Origin of the sequence: Vibrio sinus (genome assembly GCF_023634645.1) — a bacterium.
Lineage (GTDB): Bacteria > Pseudomonadota > Gammaproteobacteria > Enterobacterales > Vibrionaceae > Vibrio > Vibrio sinus.
Window position 1 is genome coordinate 94,899 of sequence record NZ_JAMKMR010000005.1, and the last position, 17,137, is coordinate 112,035.

Below are 17,137 nucleotides of genomic sequence, written 5' to 3' on the forward strand. Positions count from 1 at the left end.
AAATCGATCGTTCAAGTATTAATATTCAAATATAAACTATAATAATTCGCGTGTTGGCCAATGAAATCACCTGATAAGTACCTACCCATTCTTTCCGCTCAAATTCAATGTATCAATGAACAATTACATGGGATTAAAAAAGAGCGCCTGTCGTTAATCACCACGGAAGCCGAGTACAGAATAGAAAAGGTGAAAAAGGAGCTACGCAGTAATGACACAGCCGCCGTCCTGTTTCAAGGCCAAGGTGATGCCTGCCATGTGTTTCTTAACGGCTTTCAATCGTTCTTTTTTACTGAGTAATGTGTCGAAAACAGAGCACTAGCTATAGGTTTTATGACGGGTAGTGTCAATCCCTAAAGCTCCGGACTGACATAGACTTTCACCTATGTCGTCGTTGTGAATGAGACGGCTCAGAATGCTGAAGTATTGGTCAATTTTTAGGGTTTCCTCAGCACCTAACTATAAGTTTCCTTGGGTGAATAGTAAGCCCAACTTGGATGGTTGAAAAATTGATCTATTGGTATTTCTCGATCTTTAACATAAATCTTCAATAGTCGCCTAACTTTGGCATTTCCTCTGTACCTATACAGCAATCGTATCTCTGAAGCTGTAACGCATGTCCCTTCGATACCTTCTTTTTTAGCCACTTTTTCAAGGGCTGATAGAGTGTTATCAACACAAAAATGAACCTGTTTATTCCGCTGAAATATTTGATATAACAAGCCTGCTTTACTTGTTCTCTTCCAGAGTTTATTAGCTCTATCGTAGCCGTTTAAGGACAGATAATCTGACTTTTGCAACGGTGGATAAGTAACAGTGTAATTTTTAAACAGTACACCTCTTCTGCCATCATGTAGATCTTTCTGAATTTCTAGGTTAGTTCTATATTTTCCGGGGGTAACCGATGTGCCAAATACGGCATTGGTTAGAGTATTTTGAACTAAAATATTTTCCTTTCCATTTATATGTGAAGGGAAATGCACTTGATTTAAAGACATTAGTCCGACTGTTCTATCCATAGATAAGCCATAAATTATATCGCCTTCTTTAAAGTTACGGCTAAGTTCTTCATAGTTCTTGTGGGCCTTTCTGAAAATGTTTTTGAATGAAAAAACAGGCATGATTTCTCCATGATTTGAAAGGAAATACTTGATGGAAATAAACAAAAAATTCCAAGTTACTGTATTTAATAGACATTATCATGTTTGCATATTTTTTAATATAATGTTTTTTTGATTTAATATGATCATTATTTCATTAAATATGACTCTATTTTTTACAGTGTTTTAATTTTTAACTTTAACACATACTAATTTCGGTTCTGTTGTTTTTCTTTGAAGCATTAATTAATGTGGAAGTTATTTTTTTAATAGGTTAGGCTAAATATAAGTCTTGATCATTTATTAATTTTAATAAATGGTTGTCTTTTATATAAACACTTAATGATTAATTATGCCGAATATAACAATAGCCGCTAGTGCAACAGAAATGGATTTTTACTTTGTAGTCGAAGCCATGATAAAGGCCTTAGAACAACGTCATACTAACTGTGTTGGGGTAATGATTCAGTCAGGAAAAACTCTAACAAATCCCGTTAATTGGAAACGAACTATTGGAGGCGGACATGTATCACCATTCGTTTATGAAAATTATAAAATGACAGTTTGGGATCAGTTTTGTAACGGCGCTTGGCGTTGCACGGATCAACTTAATACAGGAATGCTAAAACCTAGCAAGATCAATGATGTCACCGTCTATTTTCACCCTGCAACGGATAAAGAGATTGCCCAGGTGCGAAATCGTGCAAATTTATTGGTTGGTGATAAGAGTTTAACCTACTCGCACAGAGTGAATACAGGGTATAGCTTACCTAAGTCAGGCGATTGCGTAACAAGAAGCTCTTGGGTACTTGGCGGGTTTTCCTATTCTTCACCAGTACACACTGGTACACCATGGGCCCTAGCAGCGACATATGAATTATATTCTTCGCCAGCCAATTTAATGAGTAACTGGCGGAAGATTAAAATATTAAACTGTAAACTCGAAATAATGTAATTGGCATCAGAGCACTGAATACACAGTGGGTTCTCTAACCACCTATCAATACAGTAGGTAGGCCCATAACAATAGTGCCACCGTGGGCAGTTGTATCGCTCATCCTAGCTGCAGGTTTACTGTTGATAAGTACCGTTGTGCTGCCTTTCGCTATGGTATCGGGTGGACCTACACACATACACATCTGCCCTAATGTTGCAGCGGGAAGCCCTCCGATTAGAACCGTAGAAGGTAACGGTAACAACGGCCCCCCAACATGAGGTATCGGTGGGATTGCCGGGGTTTGCATTGGGCAAACGTGCATATCACTGGTTCTTGCTGCTGGGAGCATGCTGCCTCCTAATCTTGTCCGTTTCCACCGTGGGCGATGTTTAGGCCTATTTCTAGAAAGCCTTGATATCGCTTTTCCGCCTCGGAGCCATCTGGCAATACGGCGGTGAGCGTAATGCAGCCTGCGGCTGCCTGAGCGTAAAGATGTGGGGGAGGTGGGGTGAGAGGATCCTCCGGTTTAGTCATACTGCCACCACTCCAAAAGGCAGCTTGAGCAGCCCAACCTGCGCCTGACTCTAGCCCGGCAATCGAGGCCATACGCTCCGCATAACGGCGACTGGTTTCATCGGGTGTGTGTACCCAAGCTTTGGCAGCGCGCACCGCATTTGCTTCGTCTTCATTCCAATCATTGCGTGTAGCTGCGCAACATGCAGCCCACCAAACAGATTCACGAACGGGAATGGCGTGAGCAAGAAATATGACTACATCAGAGAACATGGCCTTTTTGATTCCATGTTCAATTAAGGCTAAAGGCGCGATGTTTTCCTCACACAATTGACTGAAAGAAGCATTCGCAGAATATAGATCTAGGATCTGACTAGCTTGCTGATAAGGTATTTTACGTAGCGTCATTAGTTTATTTCGGCGATTGCCCCTTGTATTTTTACCATAGCCCCAGCTTTGATTTGAGCCATCGCGCTAGCATTGACGGTGACAGATGCCGATTTGAGCTCAGCAGTTCCTTGGCCTTCTATGCTTACGGTTGCAGCTTTCATTTCAGCACTGGCTTTCCCATTAATCGTTATTTTTGGCGCATCGAGTTCAATACCACTGGCGCTGATTGAAATCTTACTTGATTCCACTTTTAGCTCGATGTTGTTTTTACCCGTTATAGAGATGCTACTCCCATCGACAGTCACAGATGAATGAGCCGACAGTGACATGTTCGAGCTTGCACTAAACGTTAGATCTTTTTCACTATCACAGGAGAAGTTTTCTTTACTGCTCATTGTGAGCTCTTGCTCGGTGCAGGCGTTAATGCCCTCTTTGACTGTCAGTGCAACATTTTTTTCTACTTGTGTGGACTTCGCTCCCTTAATGGTTGCAGTGTAGTCATTGTTGACATCAAAAACTAAATCTCGCTCTGCGTGGAAAAATATTTGTTCTCTGTCTTTTTCATCATTCAAAACAAATTCATTTCCCTGGGCGCTATTGCCATTGGGAGTAGTTCGAGTTTTTAGTCCGATTTGAGAGGCCATGCTATAGGGTGGCGTATTTTGGCTATTGTATACTGAGCCGGTGACTACGGGGCGATCCGGGTTTCCATCGATGTATTGAACAAGTACTTCATCACCTACACGAGGAATAAACTGAGTCCCAAATCCTTTGCTAGCAAGCAGTTGAGACACGGGCAACCAGCATGAGCTGTTTTCATCTGGTGTCCCATTTCGGTCCCAATGGAATAGGACTTTTATCCGTCCAGCGCTGTCGGTATATATTTCATTGTCGCTAGGACCTGTTACTGATGCCGTATGGAGACTGTGTATTTTAGGTTTATCAATCAGTGGTGGCCTATAGGTTGTTCGAGCCGGAATGCAAGTGAATTCATTGCGATATGTCGGCGTTGTACCACGTTCCTCACAGTTGATATGGTGAGTTATTTGCGTCACAATATATTCTTGGTTCAGTTCAGAAAGTGGGTGTTGAGTGAGGGAGAACTTTAGTCCAGAGCTCAGTGCCGCTATGTTTGAGTCTGCCTCTGAGGTGTTGGTATCAACATCCATTGCCTGCATTTGAAAACTGGCTGCGTTTAGTATCTCACTCTTGTTCTCTTGCCCCAGACCAAAAAATTCTTGCCCTAAATTCTGAGGGGAATAATTTGAAGCACTTTTGATCTCGCTACTGTCAAAAGTGTCGGCAATATCTAGAGTGTGATCTGCTAACAAGACTCGAGAAGTACCGATACAGGTGTTGCTGCGCCAATTGCTAATGGTCCTGAAAGTGGTTTGGCTATTTTTTTGATAGCTAACAGTGGCATTGTCAATACTGTCAAACCTTTGATTGGAGTCAGCGATGACCACTATGGGTTTCCCGGACGATTGCTGTATGTGATAGTGCCACCCTTCGCTAGCAAGTAAACGTCGGATAAATGTTCGATCACTCTCATCTAGCTGAACACAGTAATTGTGGTTTTTTCCATTACCGGACACGGCATAAGTAAAGTAGTTTTTAAAGCCGGAGTCATTGAGTAAGGAATCAAGGATCTGTGTTGTTGACATGTTCTGGAAAATTTGACGGCTTCTTCGCAAACTCAACAACGAGAGAGGGTCAGATGCTTTGATTTGGTAGTAGTAGAGTTGTTTGTCTTGACTGAAACCCGTCAGTGATATTTGAGTGCACAGACCGCAAAATATTCTACTTTCTTCATATTGATTGAATAGTATGCTAATTGGCTTACCTAGGTTACTTTTGTTCACCTCAGTGTTGGCTGCTATCGAAAGCGTTAAGTTTACATACTCTGACAACCCCTCTTTTCCCTGGAGTAATGAAACCGTGTAACTATTGTTATCGGCAAAGGTTACTATTAAAGGACGAGGTTGATATAGCAATTCACTGTCGGTCATACTATTCTTCATTCCACAAATATATGTTTTTCACTTCTTGTTCCTACTTTATTAAATTAGTCGATAGTGACACAGTTTAATAATAGGAGCTGTAGTTTATTGTTCTTGGATTGTTAATTTAAGGTTATTGTTAATTGATTATGAATTCAAGTGGTAATTTAAAATAAACTACCTTCTCTAGCTTTGTCGGGAATGATAATTGTTACCAACCATATGGAATAGGTATTATAATGTTTTCTCTTTCGTATTATTAACATTTTAAATACATTTTTATACTTTTTATATTATCTCTCTTTTCAAAGAATACACTAAGGATTAGTAGTGGCATTTCTATTAATATTGACTACTATCAATATGTTATGGTTGTAATTTATTGATGTCTGTCACATTTTGTTGGTTAAGGTTGTCATAAATGACCACTGTTCATGACCTATATGACTCTTTATTGCCTCGGGGATGCCGATATAATCCAGTTTCCTTATAGGAGTTTAGTTAAGACTTTATATTTCTAATGGCTACTTTACTTTAATGGATAATTTATATCCGTTACTTGATGTGGGTTTTAATTTGAATTTTTTAATAATTTAGAAAATTAAGAATAAAGGGTATATATGACCTTCTCTTTTGACCAGATATCAATACTATCCAAACCTATTAGTGATAAATTCCCATGTGGAACTTATCTTAAGTTGGATACAAGTGCATTTCGCCCACTAAGAAATGAATTTAACATGGCTCAGACGGCGCAACGAAAGTTAAGTCAAAACCCTAGCGATGTTGATAAGGAAAGACTTGAACGTGAGTGTCATCAATGCTGGTTGTCTCTAGCTTCTAATTTATATAAACAATTTCATTCAACAACACGAGATATTGAACTCATTACTTGGTTTATCGCAGCTCAGCTGGTATTGGACCCATCTTTGGAGAGTACTGCCAATAGCATTGAGTGGTTGTCAAACCTGGTTGAGCAGCAATGGAAGTTTTTGAATCCGGTTCTTCCTGAAAGCAAGCTAAAAGCGGATACGCTAGAGGCTAGGGAAGCAGAGCAAGCCCGAGCTAAGATCTTCGCTTTTTTTCAATTGATTGGAGAGAATAAATCAAGTTCCCTTCTATACGCACCTCTAATGCACTTCAAACTGATTGATAATGTGTCATTTTTTGATTTTCAGAGTGCATTGAAAAGGGGTGAACTCGATATTTTGAAAGCTAAAGTAAAGGCCAGTGTTAGTGTAGCTTGTGAGCGTGAAGCAATTCAAAAGAAAGCCTCAAATACCGCGCGTTGTGTCGCTCAGTTAGAGCGACTGGAACGGCAAGTCACAAAACAAGCAAATCATTTTTCGATTGCCAACGTAAATTTTGCCTTTGTTATAGGGTTGTTTTCGGAATTGGGTGACGCATTCGTACAGTTAACTGATATTGCGGATCCAAAATCGAGTGAGCGGCCAGCACCTCAAGACCTAGAGTCAGAAAATAAGGGCAACGACAAAGAACAATCTGTATCTGTGTGTTCTGGGAGTATTCGTGGGACAGGCAGTATCCAAAAAAGTGCACACCTAGACCAAGGTGGGAACCTCTTTCCCCAGGAAGCGGGATCAAACAGTATCAACCGTGACCAGGTTTTTCACCTACTTCGTGATATTTCCGATTACTTTCGAGAGAGCGAACCACACAGTCCGGTGTCTTTTTTGTTAGAGAAGGCCATTCGTTGGGGATACATGCCATTACCAGAATTGCTTCAAGAAATGATGACAGAGCAGGGTAGTGACTTAATCAGCAAAGTGTTTAACACCGCAGGTTTGAACCAATTAGATCGAATTGAGCTGCCAAATTTGCCTAAGTCAAGCTCTGGAAAAGGAGTCGTTGATGGAACAGTACGATCACCAGCAAAGAAAATACTAGAACAAGAAGGCGAAGCAGAGCATTCGCTTACCTCAGAGCACATGGCTAAGAAGAACAATCTCACAGAATCAGTTAATGATCAGGACCAGTGGTTGTTATCGAGTGGTGACAGAAAGCCAAAACCGAGTAAGCAACAAGAACAAGTGGCCTCTACGGCTTTAAATTGGTAAGAAAAATTTCAGATATACCTAGACTAGAAGGAAAAAAATTATGGCAAGTATATACATGCGTATCGATACCGTTGAGGTTAACGGTGGTGCAACAGTGGAAGGTTTAGATGGAGCGGGTTGGTTTGCTATCCAGTCCTATTCATGGGGCGGTTTAAGAAATGTCTCAATGGACATCGGTAATGGAAACAATAGGGATTCGGGTATGGTTGCGGCGAGTGAGGTTAACATCATAAAAGAAGTTGATGGAGCTTCCGAAGGATTATTGTCTTTTTTGTTTAACCCAGGTGGAGAAGGTAAAACGGTAGAAATAGCGTTCACCAAACCAGAGTCAGATGGCTCAGGTGCAAAGGTTTACTTTCAGGTTAAGCTTGAGAAGTCTAGGCTAGTATCTTACAACGTGTCTGGCAGTGATGGGTCACAACCATTTGAAACCGTTTCTCTTTCGTATGTCGAAATTTCTCAAAAGCACAACCCAGAAGATGACGGAGGTACAGTTACTGAAGGAGGTTTGGTCACCTATAACCTTCCCCAGGGCAAGATGCTGTCAGGTGCGAGCTAATACTCACTCGACCTCGATTATTTAAAGAGACTCCGCCTAGTCCCGGGGTTCTCTTAAGCAAACCATTACTTAAAGTAGGCTATCGATATGGTATTGAACTCACAGCATAAGCGGGTTAGCAAAAACCGCGTCAGTATTACCTATGATGTTGAAACTAACGGTGCAGTCGAAACTAAAGAGCTGCCGTTTGTTGTCGGTGTTATCGGTGATTTTTCAGGACATAAACCGGAATCTGAAAAGGTTGATCTTGAAGAGAGAGAATTCACTGGCATTGATAAAGATAACTTTGACAGTGTAATGGGCCAAATTAACCCAAGGCTTTCCTACAAAGTAGACAATACGTTGGCTAACGATGGTAGCGAGTTTAACGTAGAGTTAAGCTTCAAGTCTATGAAAGACTTTCATCCTGAGAATCTAGTCGAGCAAATTGAACCACTGAAAAAGCTGGTTCAGGTCCGCAATCAACTTAAAGAATTACTAAGTAAGGCCGATCGGTCGCGGGATCTAGAGCGTGTGTTGAAGGAATTACTACAAAGCACAGACGCTATCCATGGGTTGGCTGAAGAGTTGGGCTTGAATAAAGAGGGTACAGAATAATGTCCCCAGAAGAGCAGTTTGTATCTCAAGCGGCGAGTGAAGCTGAAGGTTCGGTGAGCTTTCTTGACCGTGTCATCAAAGCAACGACACAAACACCCGTAGATTCCACCAAAGAACTTCTGGGCATGCTAACATCTCAAGCCCTTGAAGGGACGGTTTCTTGGGATAAAAGCCTGACATTCACCATAGACAAAGCCATCTCGGCCCTGGATAGCAAAATCTCTGAGCAATTATCGCAGGTGATGCAAGATAGTGAATTTCAAAAAATAGAAGGTACTTGGCTGGGCTTACATAAATTGGTTAAGAACAGCGAACTTGGACCAAACTTAAAGATCAAACTGTCTAACTATACCAAGCAAGAGTTGTTGGAGCAGTTTGAAATTGCGCCAGCTATCGATCGTAGCCGACTATTTACCACCGTGTATCAGGAAGAGTTTGGCACTGCTGGTGGGGAGCCTTATGGTGCACTTATTGGTGACTATGAGTTTGGATATGGTGAAGAGGACACTGCTCTACTTCGTTACTTAGGAGAAGTGGCGTCAGCTTCGCATGCACCTTTTATCGCTGCTGCTAGCGCTGATATGTTTGACTTCGCTTCCTTTTCTTCTTTTGCTGATGGTAAACCTGTCGCAGCAGGATTTGATTCCCCCACATATGCAAGTTGGAATGCATTTCGTGAGAGCGATGACTCTCGATATGTGGCGCTTACCCTTCCTAAAACTATGGCTCGTCTGCCATACGGAAATGCCACTGTGTCCGTTAAGTCATTCCATTTTGAAGAATTGAGCATGGGTGAAAAGGGGCAGCACCAAGTCGAATCAGACAAAAACTTTGTCTGGAGTAACGCAGCTTACGACTTCGGCTTACTTCTGACTCAAGCCTATACTCAGTTTGGTTGGTGTACCGCGATTCGAGGATCGGATAATGGTGGTAAAGTTGAGAACTTACCTAACTTTACTTACCACTCAGCTGCTGAAGAATTGATTCAGCAATGCCCTACAGAAGTGAACTTAACTGATGAGCGAGAGAAAGAGCTAAGTGATCTTGGGTTTTTGCCTTTGGTTCACTACAAAAATACGAATTTTGCTGTCTTTATGGGAGCTCAGAGTACGCATAAGCCTAAGTCATATACGGATGCTGAGGCGACAGCGAATGCAGCGATATCTGCTCGATTACCTTATACGATGGCCAGTAGTAGAATCGCTCAGTATCTGAAGGTCATAGGGCGAGAGCGAGTGGGCTCCAACCTTTCCCCAAGTGATGTCGAAAAAGAGCTTAGCGCTTGGGTACATCAATATGTGAATCCTTACGCGATTGGCAACGAGTCTAAAGCTCAATATCCACTTGTAGAAGCTAAGGTGAGCGTGGAAGAGCAAGTAGGAAGACCTGGTGCATATTCAGCCGTTGCCTACCTCCGGCCTTGGTTACAAATGGAAGAGTTGACCACCTCGCTTCGCATGGTTGCCAGTATTCCAAGTTAACGAGATTCGGGGGAACTTTCCCCCGAATGCTTTCAACTGAGCCGTTATGATAAACAAACAGCCTAGAAACTATTACTCGACTCTTCTAACAAGTTTGCCTTGGCAGGCGTTAATAGAATACGCAAAAGAATCTTCGACGCCCCAGTTTAAAGCAAAGTTGGCGAGAATACTGGCTTGCCTAGATACCGCTATTAGTAAGCAATTGTCCTATGTTGTTCAACACCATCACTTCAAAGCACTGGAAGCCTCTTGGAAAGGGTTGAAGTCTCTGGCTGAGCTACCGTTCTCTCATCGCAGAATTAAAGTGAAGTTACTGGACTCGAATTGGAATGAGGTGGCGAAAGATCTCAATCACCATTACGAAATCAAGCAAAGTGCACTGTACAAGAAATTATATTGCGAAGAATTGGATACCGCTGGAGGCACGCCGTTTGGTGTAGTTTTGATCGATCATAACATTGCTTCTGACTATCGAGAAAATGAGAGCTATGACGATCTATATACCCTTCAGCTGCTGTCTGAGTTGGGTGAAGTAGCACTTTGCCCTATGGTTTTGGGAGTCGATGAGTGTTTTTTTGGTGATGTTCAGCGTCGGCAACTGCATGATAATTCTCGGATTGAACGGATTCTCGACAGCGATGATTTTCAATCATGGCAACTTCTTCGTCAAAAATCGTCAGCCCGGTTTTTACATCTGGTTTTACCAGAGCACCTGCTACGTCAACCCTACCATCAATATGTGGCTGGCTTCGAGTTCAAAGAACAGCAAAACCATTGCAATGCGTTATGGGGAAATAGTGCTTATTTATTGATCAGTAATATTATCCGAGAGTTTGAACGCATTAGCTGGTTTGGGTTTCTACGAGCTTACGATAAACACGATGGTCACGGGGCAATCGTTCGCCAATCAGAGTCAGTCTGTGCCAAAGTAGACCTATTTAGTGAAGATGATGGGTTTTGGGCTGAACAAGGTTTTGTGCCGCTAACCAGTCTTTATCTCAGCGATCATAAGGGTTTTTTTAGCAATCAGTCGGTGTGGAAAACGGAAGAATCATCTCGTCAGTTAGGGATGTTGCAGACCAACCTGATGGCATGTCGGTTCGGCCACTATATTAAAGCTCAAATTCGAGATCAGATTGGTCGTTACGACAGTGCGGATGAATGTAAACGTAGCCTCGAGCGTTGGCTACAGCATTATGTCAGTGACGTGGACTACGGAGAGGACTCTATTATGGCGCGTTATCCCTTGAAAGCATGCCAGATCCGTATAACGACATCAGATAGGGACCGAACCCATTATCTTTGTGAAATTATGCTTCAACCTCAATATCAATATGAAATTGTGGATGCTCAAGTGGTACTGACCACTGTTTTACCTGCTTCGGAGTTGGAGAAAAGAGAATGAGCTTAATGGCGAAACTTACCCAAACTTGGAGTAATGATATTGACGGTGTCTATGATGCCATTGTCGACAATGTTTGTAGTTTGCTCTCTGCTCGAGCACCCCTATGGGAGAGGTGCCAAAGTGGAGCAGTGAATATTCACCAACTAGGAACGATCGTCGATATAGGCTTGCATAGCGGAGCTCGGCAGAGCAAAGCTAACGCTAACACTATCGCAAGCGAAATAGATGAGTTGATTAGACATTATGAACCTCGCCTACATCAAGTCGAAATAGAGATGTTAGACGATAAAATCTCTAATAATCGATTGTATTTTCGACTATCTGCGTTTGTGTATTCGCAGTTGGGCGATGATGTCATCGTGCTTGATTCATATCTTGACTTAACCAGTAACAAACTCGATGTAAGGAGAGCAAACTTTGTCTAACTTGCTACTTTCTTACTATGAACAGGAACTGCGCTTTATTCGTGACGAAGCGGTGCGCTTTTCTCAATTACATCCAGGTGCTGCAGAGGCCTTAGGGATCAGAAAAGATACAGTGGATGATCCTCAGATAGCTCGTTTGATCGAAAGTGTGGCTCTGTTAAATGGTCGATTACAACAGCGATTAGATGCTTCGTATCCTGAATTGGCTGAGAGCTTGGTCAATCTACTGTATCCACATTATCTGAGGCCGTTGCCTTCGTATAGTTTACTGGAGTTTACGGTGAACCCTGGTGCCACTACGACGCACCGTATTCCGTCGGGCACTGAATTCGATGTTATTAACGAATACGGTGAAAGTGTGGTCTTCCGCACTACTGAGACGATCGATCTTTACCCTATCCGTACAACGGATGTCAGTGTCAAGTTTGCTCCATTTGAAAAAGCCAAGCCCTCGCAGGCTGAAAATGCCAATGCAATGTTTGCAATGACAATTGAGACGACGGATGGTGGTATTGAGCTCTCCACACTAACTATGGACTGCTTACGATTGCAGATTAAAGGTGATTCGCATTTTGCGTTGCGTTTGTATGACCTTATTTCTCAGCGTACTGTACAGGTATGCGCTGTTGCCAATGGACAACGCTTTGAATTAGGCAAAGACGCCATTCAACCTATTGGCTTTGAAGGAGCGGAGACGGTTTTGCCGTATCATGCTGCGAGCTTCGATGGTTTTAAGCTTCTGACGGAGTTTTTTCAATACCCAGAGCGCTTCAACGGTTTTGTTATTGATTTGCACAATATCATTTCTCAAATACAAGAGCCTTATTTGCAGTTGCAAATATTTGTTGAAGATATGGATGTTGAGTTGGCTCACCGAGTTAGCGCCCAACATTTTACGTTGTTTTCATCTCCGATAGTGAATTTGTGTAGTCAGGGGTCAACACAAGTCGAAGTAGACTTTCTACAAAGCCACTACCGGCTCCACCTTGAGAACCTTCAAGGCAAAGAGATGGAGTTATTTTCCATCGATGAAGTGTGGGATATTACCTTTGGTGACCCGGTATCCGTACCAAGACTCTTTGCTGAAACGTTTAATAGCACAGGTTCTGGCTTACGTTGGCAGCTGAAACAGACGCTTCATGACAGCGGGGCCTTAGACAGTAGCTTGAAAGTCGCAAACCTTGAACATATCAGCGAGAATAGTGAGCCTCATATTTGGTTAATAAATGCGACATCGACAGATGGAACTAGGGCCAGCCAGTTTCCTGTGACTAGTGATGTGACATGCCGAGATCCTCTAACTATTCCGGCTGAAATGCAGTTATTGCGTCGACCTTCTTTACCAGTAAGACATCGAGATACCAGTAAAAATGTTTGGGCACTTCTTTGCCATTTGCACTTCAATTATCACACGATTTTGGGTGCGGAAAATCCAGCGGCCGCGTTAAAGAAGATGTTGAATCTTTATAACCACAATAAAAATGCACAAAATCAGGCCTATATTGAGTCACTGCAAAAGATTGAGCAGGAAAAAGTGGTCGCACCGATACGTATTTCGGGTAAGAGCTGCTTCACGCACGGAACAAAAATCACTGTGATACTGAACCCTACTAAAGTCGATGGTGGACTTGTACTGTTTAGCCACTTCCTAGACAGGTTCTTCGCCAACTTCGTTGGGTTTAATAGTTTTATACAGATGGATGTTTGCTTGGAAGGGCAATTGGATGCGTTTCTTTCTTTCCCAAGGAGGTCTGGATGCAAGCATCTATTGTAAACCGAGTTAACCACCAAGGACTCAGTGTGTGTTTGGAGAAAGCGTTTCAAGCTTTCAAGCACCAAGCGCAATTGAGAGGAAAAAGACCAAGTGTTCGCTTTACGTCTGAGCTACTCCCTGCTCATTATCAGAGCGAGGTAACCCAAGTTAGTGTGGAGAATGGAGAAAGCTATCTCTTAAAAACGCCCTTACCCGCACTATTAGGGAATAAGGGAACTCTGCCTCGATCGATGTTTAAGGAGGCGTTACACGCCAAATTTGATCTCGGTGATTCGGCAGCGATTGATTTCTTTGATTCTTTTAATAATCGTTACTTTCGTCTTTATTGTCAGGCGGTGCAGAAACATGAATTGACGTCTCAACTGGAAGAAGAATCCTTCCGTTGGAATCAGCCACATCTAGGTCTCACCCAGATGCTTGCTTGTTTAGCTGGGTTAGATACAGAAGAGAGCTCTCTTCCGGGTCAACATTTGATTCAGTATTGTGGACTGTTGGCAATGAAGTCGACCTCTTCTCATGCGTTAAAAGCCATATTAGAAGACTATTTCAAGCTAGATTTCCTTATAGAAGGGAGTGAGGTTGAATATCAGCCCTTGACTGCCTGTTCGTTAACCCAGATTGGTAAGAATGGAAAAAATCACCAATTGGGGATTGATGCGCTTGTAGGTAAAACGACCCCAATGCTCGGACAAAAACTGAAAATAAAAATCTGTCCAAAGGATTTTCAGCAGTATCTGTCAATAGGCAGTGATCCAAATTATATCTCCGCTATCAACCAGGTTGTGCGTAGCTACATGGGTGTGGGTGTGAAATATGCGCTCTATATGGAAGTTCATAAGCGATATCTGCCACATGTGACATTGTCTAGTTCTCCTGGCCCCGCGTCAATGCTTGGACAAACGGCTTGGATGGGGCGGCGAACGACCTTCTCAGATAGTGTCGAAGTCCCCTTGTCTCGATATGAATAATTCCATGATTAATGCTGCCAATGACCAACGTTGCACTATTAAACATAGTTCCGTACCTGACAATACTGATGAAACTACACAAAGAAAAGTATTATGCCTCTATCAATAAGAATCATTAGCTCCCCGGATGGAGAAAGTATTTCGCAATGGAACTATGCGTTTCCAGAGCAGGGTGGTGGCATAGGCCGTGCCTTCGGTAGCACGATGCAGTTAAGTGACGCTAATCGAGAAGTCTCTGGAGTTCATGCTGTTATTCGAAGATCAGCGCAGGGATATCAAATCAGAGACGAGAGTACCAATGGTTTGTTTATCAATGGTTTGGAGTCTCCACTAGGTAAAGGAAACCAAGTAACCTTAAACGATGGTGATGTACTGAATATAGGTCGATATCGCCTACTGGTTTCTTGTTTTGTCCCCGCACTTGCAAAAGCTCAACGGCCATCAGACCACAATATGAGTGGAGCACCTTTATTCGAGGATGATCCATTTAAAGCAGAAGTAGATTCAGGAAGTTCAGATATAGCTCTACCCTGTGAAGACACTATCCCCTACAACATAATGTCATTCGATGTGCCAGGTGAGGTTGAAGGAGATCCGTTTCGTTGTGAGGAAAAAGTAGCTCGCGGAGAACGAAAAGTTGCTTTAGATCTTCATTTCAATACAGATGAAGATATGCCATTGGCTGGAGATATTTTCCAAGCCAGCCCTTCTCAAACTGGACGTGATGCTTTTGTACCCAGTGAAAACCTTCCAATAGAGCAACAAGCAACGAAATCTTTACACAGTTGTTTGAATACTAACAATGAGTCTGCTGCGTCAGCACCAAGTTCAGCTCCTCCAACCAATGACGCGTTAGGGGCACGGATTGCGGATAAACGTATAGACTCCGCCATGAAGCTGGCTTTAGCCCAATTATTAGATCAGATCTCACCTCAGAAAATGGAGGACATGTTTGAAAATTTGGCTGGTAACTTACTATGGTCACGTAAGACCAGGTACTGGGAAATGTACAAGCGATATTTTGATCTGCAACTTGATAGTGGAGAGCTGCAGGCGAAGTTTCAGGCCTACTTTCAAGAAGCTTTGCAACAACAGACCCATAACGATGGGAATCTGTCATGATAAGAACTTTATATTTGCTTGTGTTGGTGTGCTTGATCTCAGGGTGCAGTATTCGACCTAAAGATGTCACTGAACCGCATTTGGTCGTAAATATCCAGGCTGCATCCAACATTAACCCGAATACCGAGGGTAAACCTTCACCCGTTGTCCTACGCATATATGAGCTGGCCGATAGCCAAGCCTTTGAACAAGCGGATTTTGTTCATTTATATAACGATGAGCAGAAAACACTGAAGGACTCTTTGTTATTAGTTCGCCACCTGCCCAGTGTGATGCCTGATAAAAGCAGCCAACAAGTACTTCCTTTGGCCTCGGGGACCAAATACATAGGTGTGATCGCGGGTTTCGCCAACTACCACGACGCAAAGAACAAAGTGATTTATCAGCCAATGATACTGAGATCCACTGCCATCAACATAGAGCTCGATGGTATTAACTTATCAGTGACTGGAGAGAGAGAGGAATAATGGATAATCACAAGGTTGTTTGGACTGAGGGTATGTTTCTCTCTCCACAACACTTTCAACAACAATCGCGTTACACAGAGAACTTTAGTCGAGAATATGCTGAACAAATTAGTCCTCAACTGTTTGGACTGACGCAGCTAGAGCTAGATATGTCTATGCTGACGAGTGGCAAAGTGGCAGTGCGTCGTGCTAAAGGAATTTTTCTTGATGGCACGCCGTTTGAAGTTAACCAATCTATTGTGCTCGAGATACCAAAAAACACCAACAATAAGAAAGTGTATTTATCTCTACCAGTGATACGCTCAGGGGCTGTAGATGTGGGTGAAGGCGGACGACATCGTTACTCTGTCGTGCAACACTCAGTTTACGATACTAGCCGGGAGAACAGTGATGCGGTAGAGCTCGATCTGGCTGAGTTGAATATTGGGTTAAAACTCGAAGGAGATGACTTACAGGACTTCACCTTAATTACAGTGGCTGAAATTAGTGCACATAAACCGGAGTCTGGTGTCGTTCTCAATCAGGCTTTTGTTCCTCAGAGTCTCCAGTTTGGTGTATCCCAATACTTAAGGGAGGGGCTTTCAGATGTATTTTCTCAAGTACAATATCGCGCTAAAACGATATCTGCACGATTAAAGGCGGAAAATAACCGTAAAAGTGACCAAGCCTTGATGCGCGATTTTCTATGGCTGCAAGCCTTGGGGATGTGGATGCCAAAATTAGAGCAATGGCTCCAAGATGGTACGCTCTTGACCCGTGCTTTATATTTGGAATGTGTATCTATGGCAGGGCAGATGTTGGGGTTAGAAGGAAAAATGCCCCAGTCTTTTCCTGTTTGGAATCCAAATGGCCTCTATCATATATTTTCTACCGTATATTCTGAGTTATTGGTTGCACTGCGTGAAGTTCAGATAGATAGTGTTGTGACTCTTCAATGGGATACTCAGCTGTTTCTTTCCCGGCGACTGCTTCGTACCTTGGTACCCGATCGCTCCCTCTACCAGCAAAGTAGGTTTATTCTTGTTGTAACCTCTAACATAGCAACAACCCAGCTCAGCGAACAATTTCCTAGGGTCACCAAATTAGCTGGCAATAGTGACATTGCACGACTAGTGCGTAACTCACTTTCGGGGGTACCGTTGAACCCTTTGCCGTATGCCCCATCAGAGTTGAAAGCGCATTCTGCAGCGACTTATTTTGAATTGGATGTCCAGTGTGACTTGTGGCGGGGTTTAATAAAAAAAGATGAACCCATAGCCCTTCATGTTGATGATTGTCTAGAAGATATTAACGTTGAATTTCATGTGATTAGGTAGGTAGC

The 17,137-nt window shown here is 42.7% G+C and carries 17 protein-coding genes; 13 read left to right on the plus strand and 4 right to left on the minus strand.

Annotated features, from left to right (window positions below):
* The first annotated feature begins 60 nt into the window (after window positions 1–60).
* Window positions 61–300 carry a hypothetical protein gene (locus tag M9194_RS07215; protein ID WP_250611951.1) on the plus strand — a complete coding sequence of 80 codons (240 nt, stop codon included), beginning with the start codon at window positions 61–63 and terminating at the stop codon, window positions 298–300.
* A gap of 155 nt (window positions 301–455) precedes the next feature.
* Here M9194_RS07215 and M9194_RS07220 read toward each other — a convergent pair whose 3' ends face one another.
* Complete coding sequence (locus M9194_RS07220; RefSeq protein WP_250611952.1) at window positions 456–1,121, minus strand: hypothetical protein; 666 nt, start codon at window positions 1,119–1,121, stop codon at window positions 456–458.
* Between the two features lie 331 nt (window positions 1,122–1,452).
* Here M9194_RS07220 and M9194_RS07225 point away from each other — a divergent pair, with 331 nt between their 5' ends.
* Entirely contained in the window at window positions 1,453–2,055 is a 603-nt protein-coding gene (locus tag M9194_RS07225; protein ID WP_250611953.1) for a hypothetical protein, read from the plus strand.
* 34 nt (window positions 2,056–2,089) lie between these two features.
* On the opposite strand, the gene M9194_RS07230 is transcribed toward M9194_RS07225, so the two are convergent.
* Genes M9194_RS07230 through M9194_RS07240 form a run of 3 tightly spaced genes read right to left on the minus strand, consistent with a single transcriptional unit; the run spans window position 2,090 to window position 4,949 of the window.
* Window positions 2,090–2,386 (minus strand): PAAR domain-containing protein, encoded by a 297-nt coding sequence (locus M9194_RS07230; protein ID WP_250611954.1) that lies wholly within the window; start codon window positions 2,384–2,386, stop codon window positions 2,090–2,092.
* 8 nt (window positions 2,387–2,394) lie between these two features.
* The gene (locus tag M9194_RS07235) at window positions 2,395–2,958 is read right to left on the minus strand and encodes a DUF6931 family protein (protein ID WP_250611955.1); all 564 of its coding nucleotides are present in this window, start codon (window positions 2,956–2,958) and stop codon (window positions 2,395–2,397) included.
* Window positions 2,958–4,949, minus strand: a complete 1,992-nt coding sequence (locus M9194_RS07240) for a type VI secretion system Vgr family protein (protein WP_250611956.1) — start codon at window positions 4,947–4,949, stop codon at window positions 2,958–2,960. The genes M9194_RS07235 and M9194_RS07240 overlap by 1 nt, the downstream gene beginning before the upstream one ends.
* Window positions 4,950–5,560: 611 nt before the next feature.
* Here M9194_RS07240 and M9194_RS07245 point away from each other — a divergent pair.
* From M9194_RS07245 to tssK, 11 genes are all read left to right on the plus strand, one after another.
* Window positions 5,561–7,018: a type VI secretion system protein TssA gene (locus M9194_RS07245; RefSeq protein WP_250611957.1), complete on the plus strand. Its 1,458-nt coding sequence runs from the start codon at window positions 5,561–5,563 to the stop codon at window positions 7,016–7,018.
* Between the two features lie 40 nt (window positions 7,019–7,058).
* On the plus strand, window positions 7,059–7,577 hold the full coding sequence (locus M9194_RS07250) for an Hcp family type VI secretion system effector (protein WP_250611958.1): 519 nt from the start codon (window positions 7,059–7,061) through the stop codon (window positions 7,575–7,577).
* Window positions 7,578–7,664: 87 nt separating this feature from the next.
* A complete protein-coding gene (gene tssB, locus M9194_RS07255) occupies window positions 7,665–8,174 on the plus strand; it encodes a type VI secretion system contractile sheath small subunit (RefSeq protein WP_250611959.1) in 510 nt (169 codons plus the stop codon).
* Entirely contained in the window at window positions 8,174–9,655 is a 1,482-nt protein-coding gene (gene tssC, locus M9194_RS07260) for a type VI secretion system contractile sheath large subunit (protein ID WP_250611960.1), read from the plus strand. The genes tssB and tssC overlap by 1 nt, the downstream gene beginning before the upstream one ends.
* A gap of 46 nt (window positions 9,656–9,701) precedes the next feature.
* On the plus strand, window positions 9,702–11,060 hold the full coding sequence (locus M9194_RS07265; protein ID WP_250611961.1) for a type VI secretion system contractile sheath domain-containing protein: 1,359 nt from the start codon (window positions 9,702–9,704) through the stop codon (window positions 11,058–11,060).
* Window positions 11,057–11,485 (plus strand): GPW/gp25 family protein, encoded by a 429-nt coding sequence (locus M9194_RS07270; RefSeq protein WP_250611962.1) that lies wholly within the window; start codon window positions 11,057–11,059, stop codon window positions 11,483–11,485. The genes M9194_RS07265 and M9194_RS07270 overlap by 4 nt, the downstream gene beginning before the upstream one ends.
* Window positions 11,478–13,259 (plus strand): type VI secretion system baseplate subunit TssF, encoded by a 1,782-nt coding sequence (gene tssF / locus M9194_RS07275; protein ID WP_250611963.1) that lies wholly within the window; start codon window positions 11,478–11,480, stop codon window positions 13,257–13,259. Before M9194_RS07270 ends, tssF begins: the two co-directional genes overlap by 8 nt.
* Window positions 13,241–14,227: a type VI secretion system baseplate subunit TssG gene (locus tag M9194_RS07280; protein WP_250611964.1), complete on the plus strand. Its 987-nt coding sequence runs from the start codon at window positions 13,241–13,243 to the stop codon at window positions 14,225–14,227. Before tssF ends, M9194_RS07280 begins: the two co-directional genes overlap by 19 nt.
* A gap of 93 nt (window positions 14,228–14,320) precedes the next feature.
* Window positions 14,321–15,349 carry a type VI secretion system-associated FHA domain protein gene (locus M9194_RS07285; RefSeq protein ID WP_250611965.1) on the plus strand — a complete coding sequence of 343 codons (1,029 nt, stop codon included), beginning with the start codon at window positions 14,321–14,323 and terminating at the stop codon, window positions 15,347–15,349.
* Window positions 15,346–15,816 (plus strand): type VI secretion system lipoprotein TssJ, encoded by a 471-nt coding sequence (tssJ, locus tag M9194_RS07290; RefSeq protein ID WP_250611966.1) that lies wholly within the window; start codon window positions 15,346–15,348, stop codon window positions 15,814–15,816. The genes M9194_RS07285 and tssJ overlap by 4 nt, the downstream gene beginning before the upstream one ends.
* Complete coding sequence (gene tssK, locus M9194_RS07295) at window positions 15,816–17,132, plus strand: type VI secretion system baseplate subunit TssK (RefSeq protein WP_250611967.1); 1,317 nt, start codon at window positions 15,816–15,818, stop codon at window positions 17,130–17,132. The genes tssJ and tssK overlap by 1 nt, the downstream gene beginning before the upstream one ends.
* Window positions 17,133–17,137: the final 5 nt, after the last annotated feature.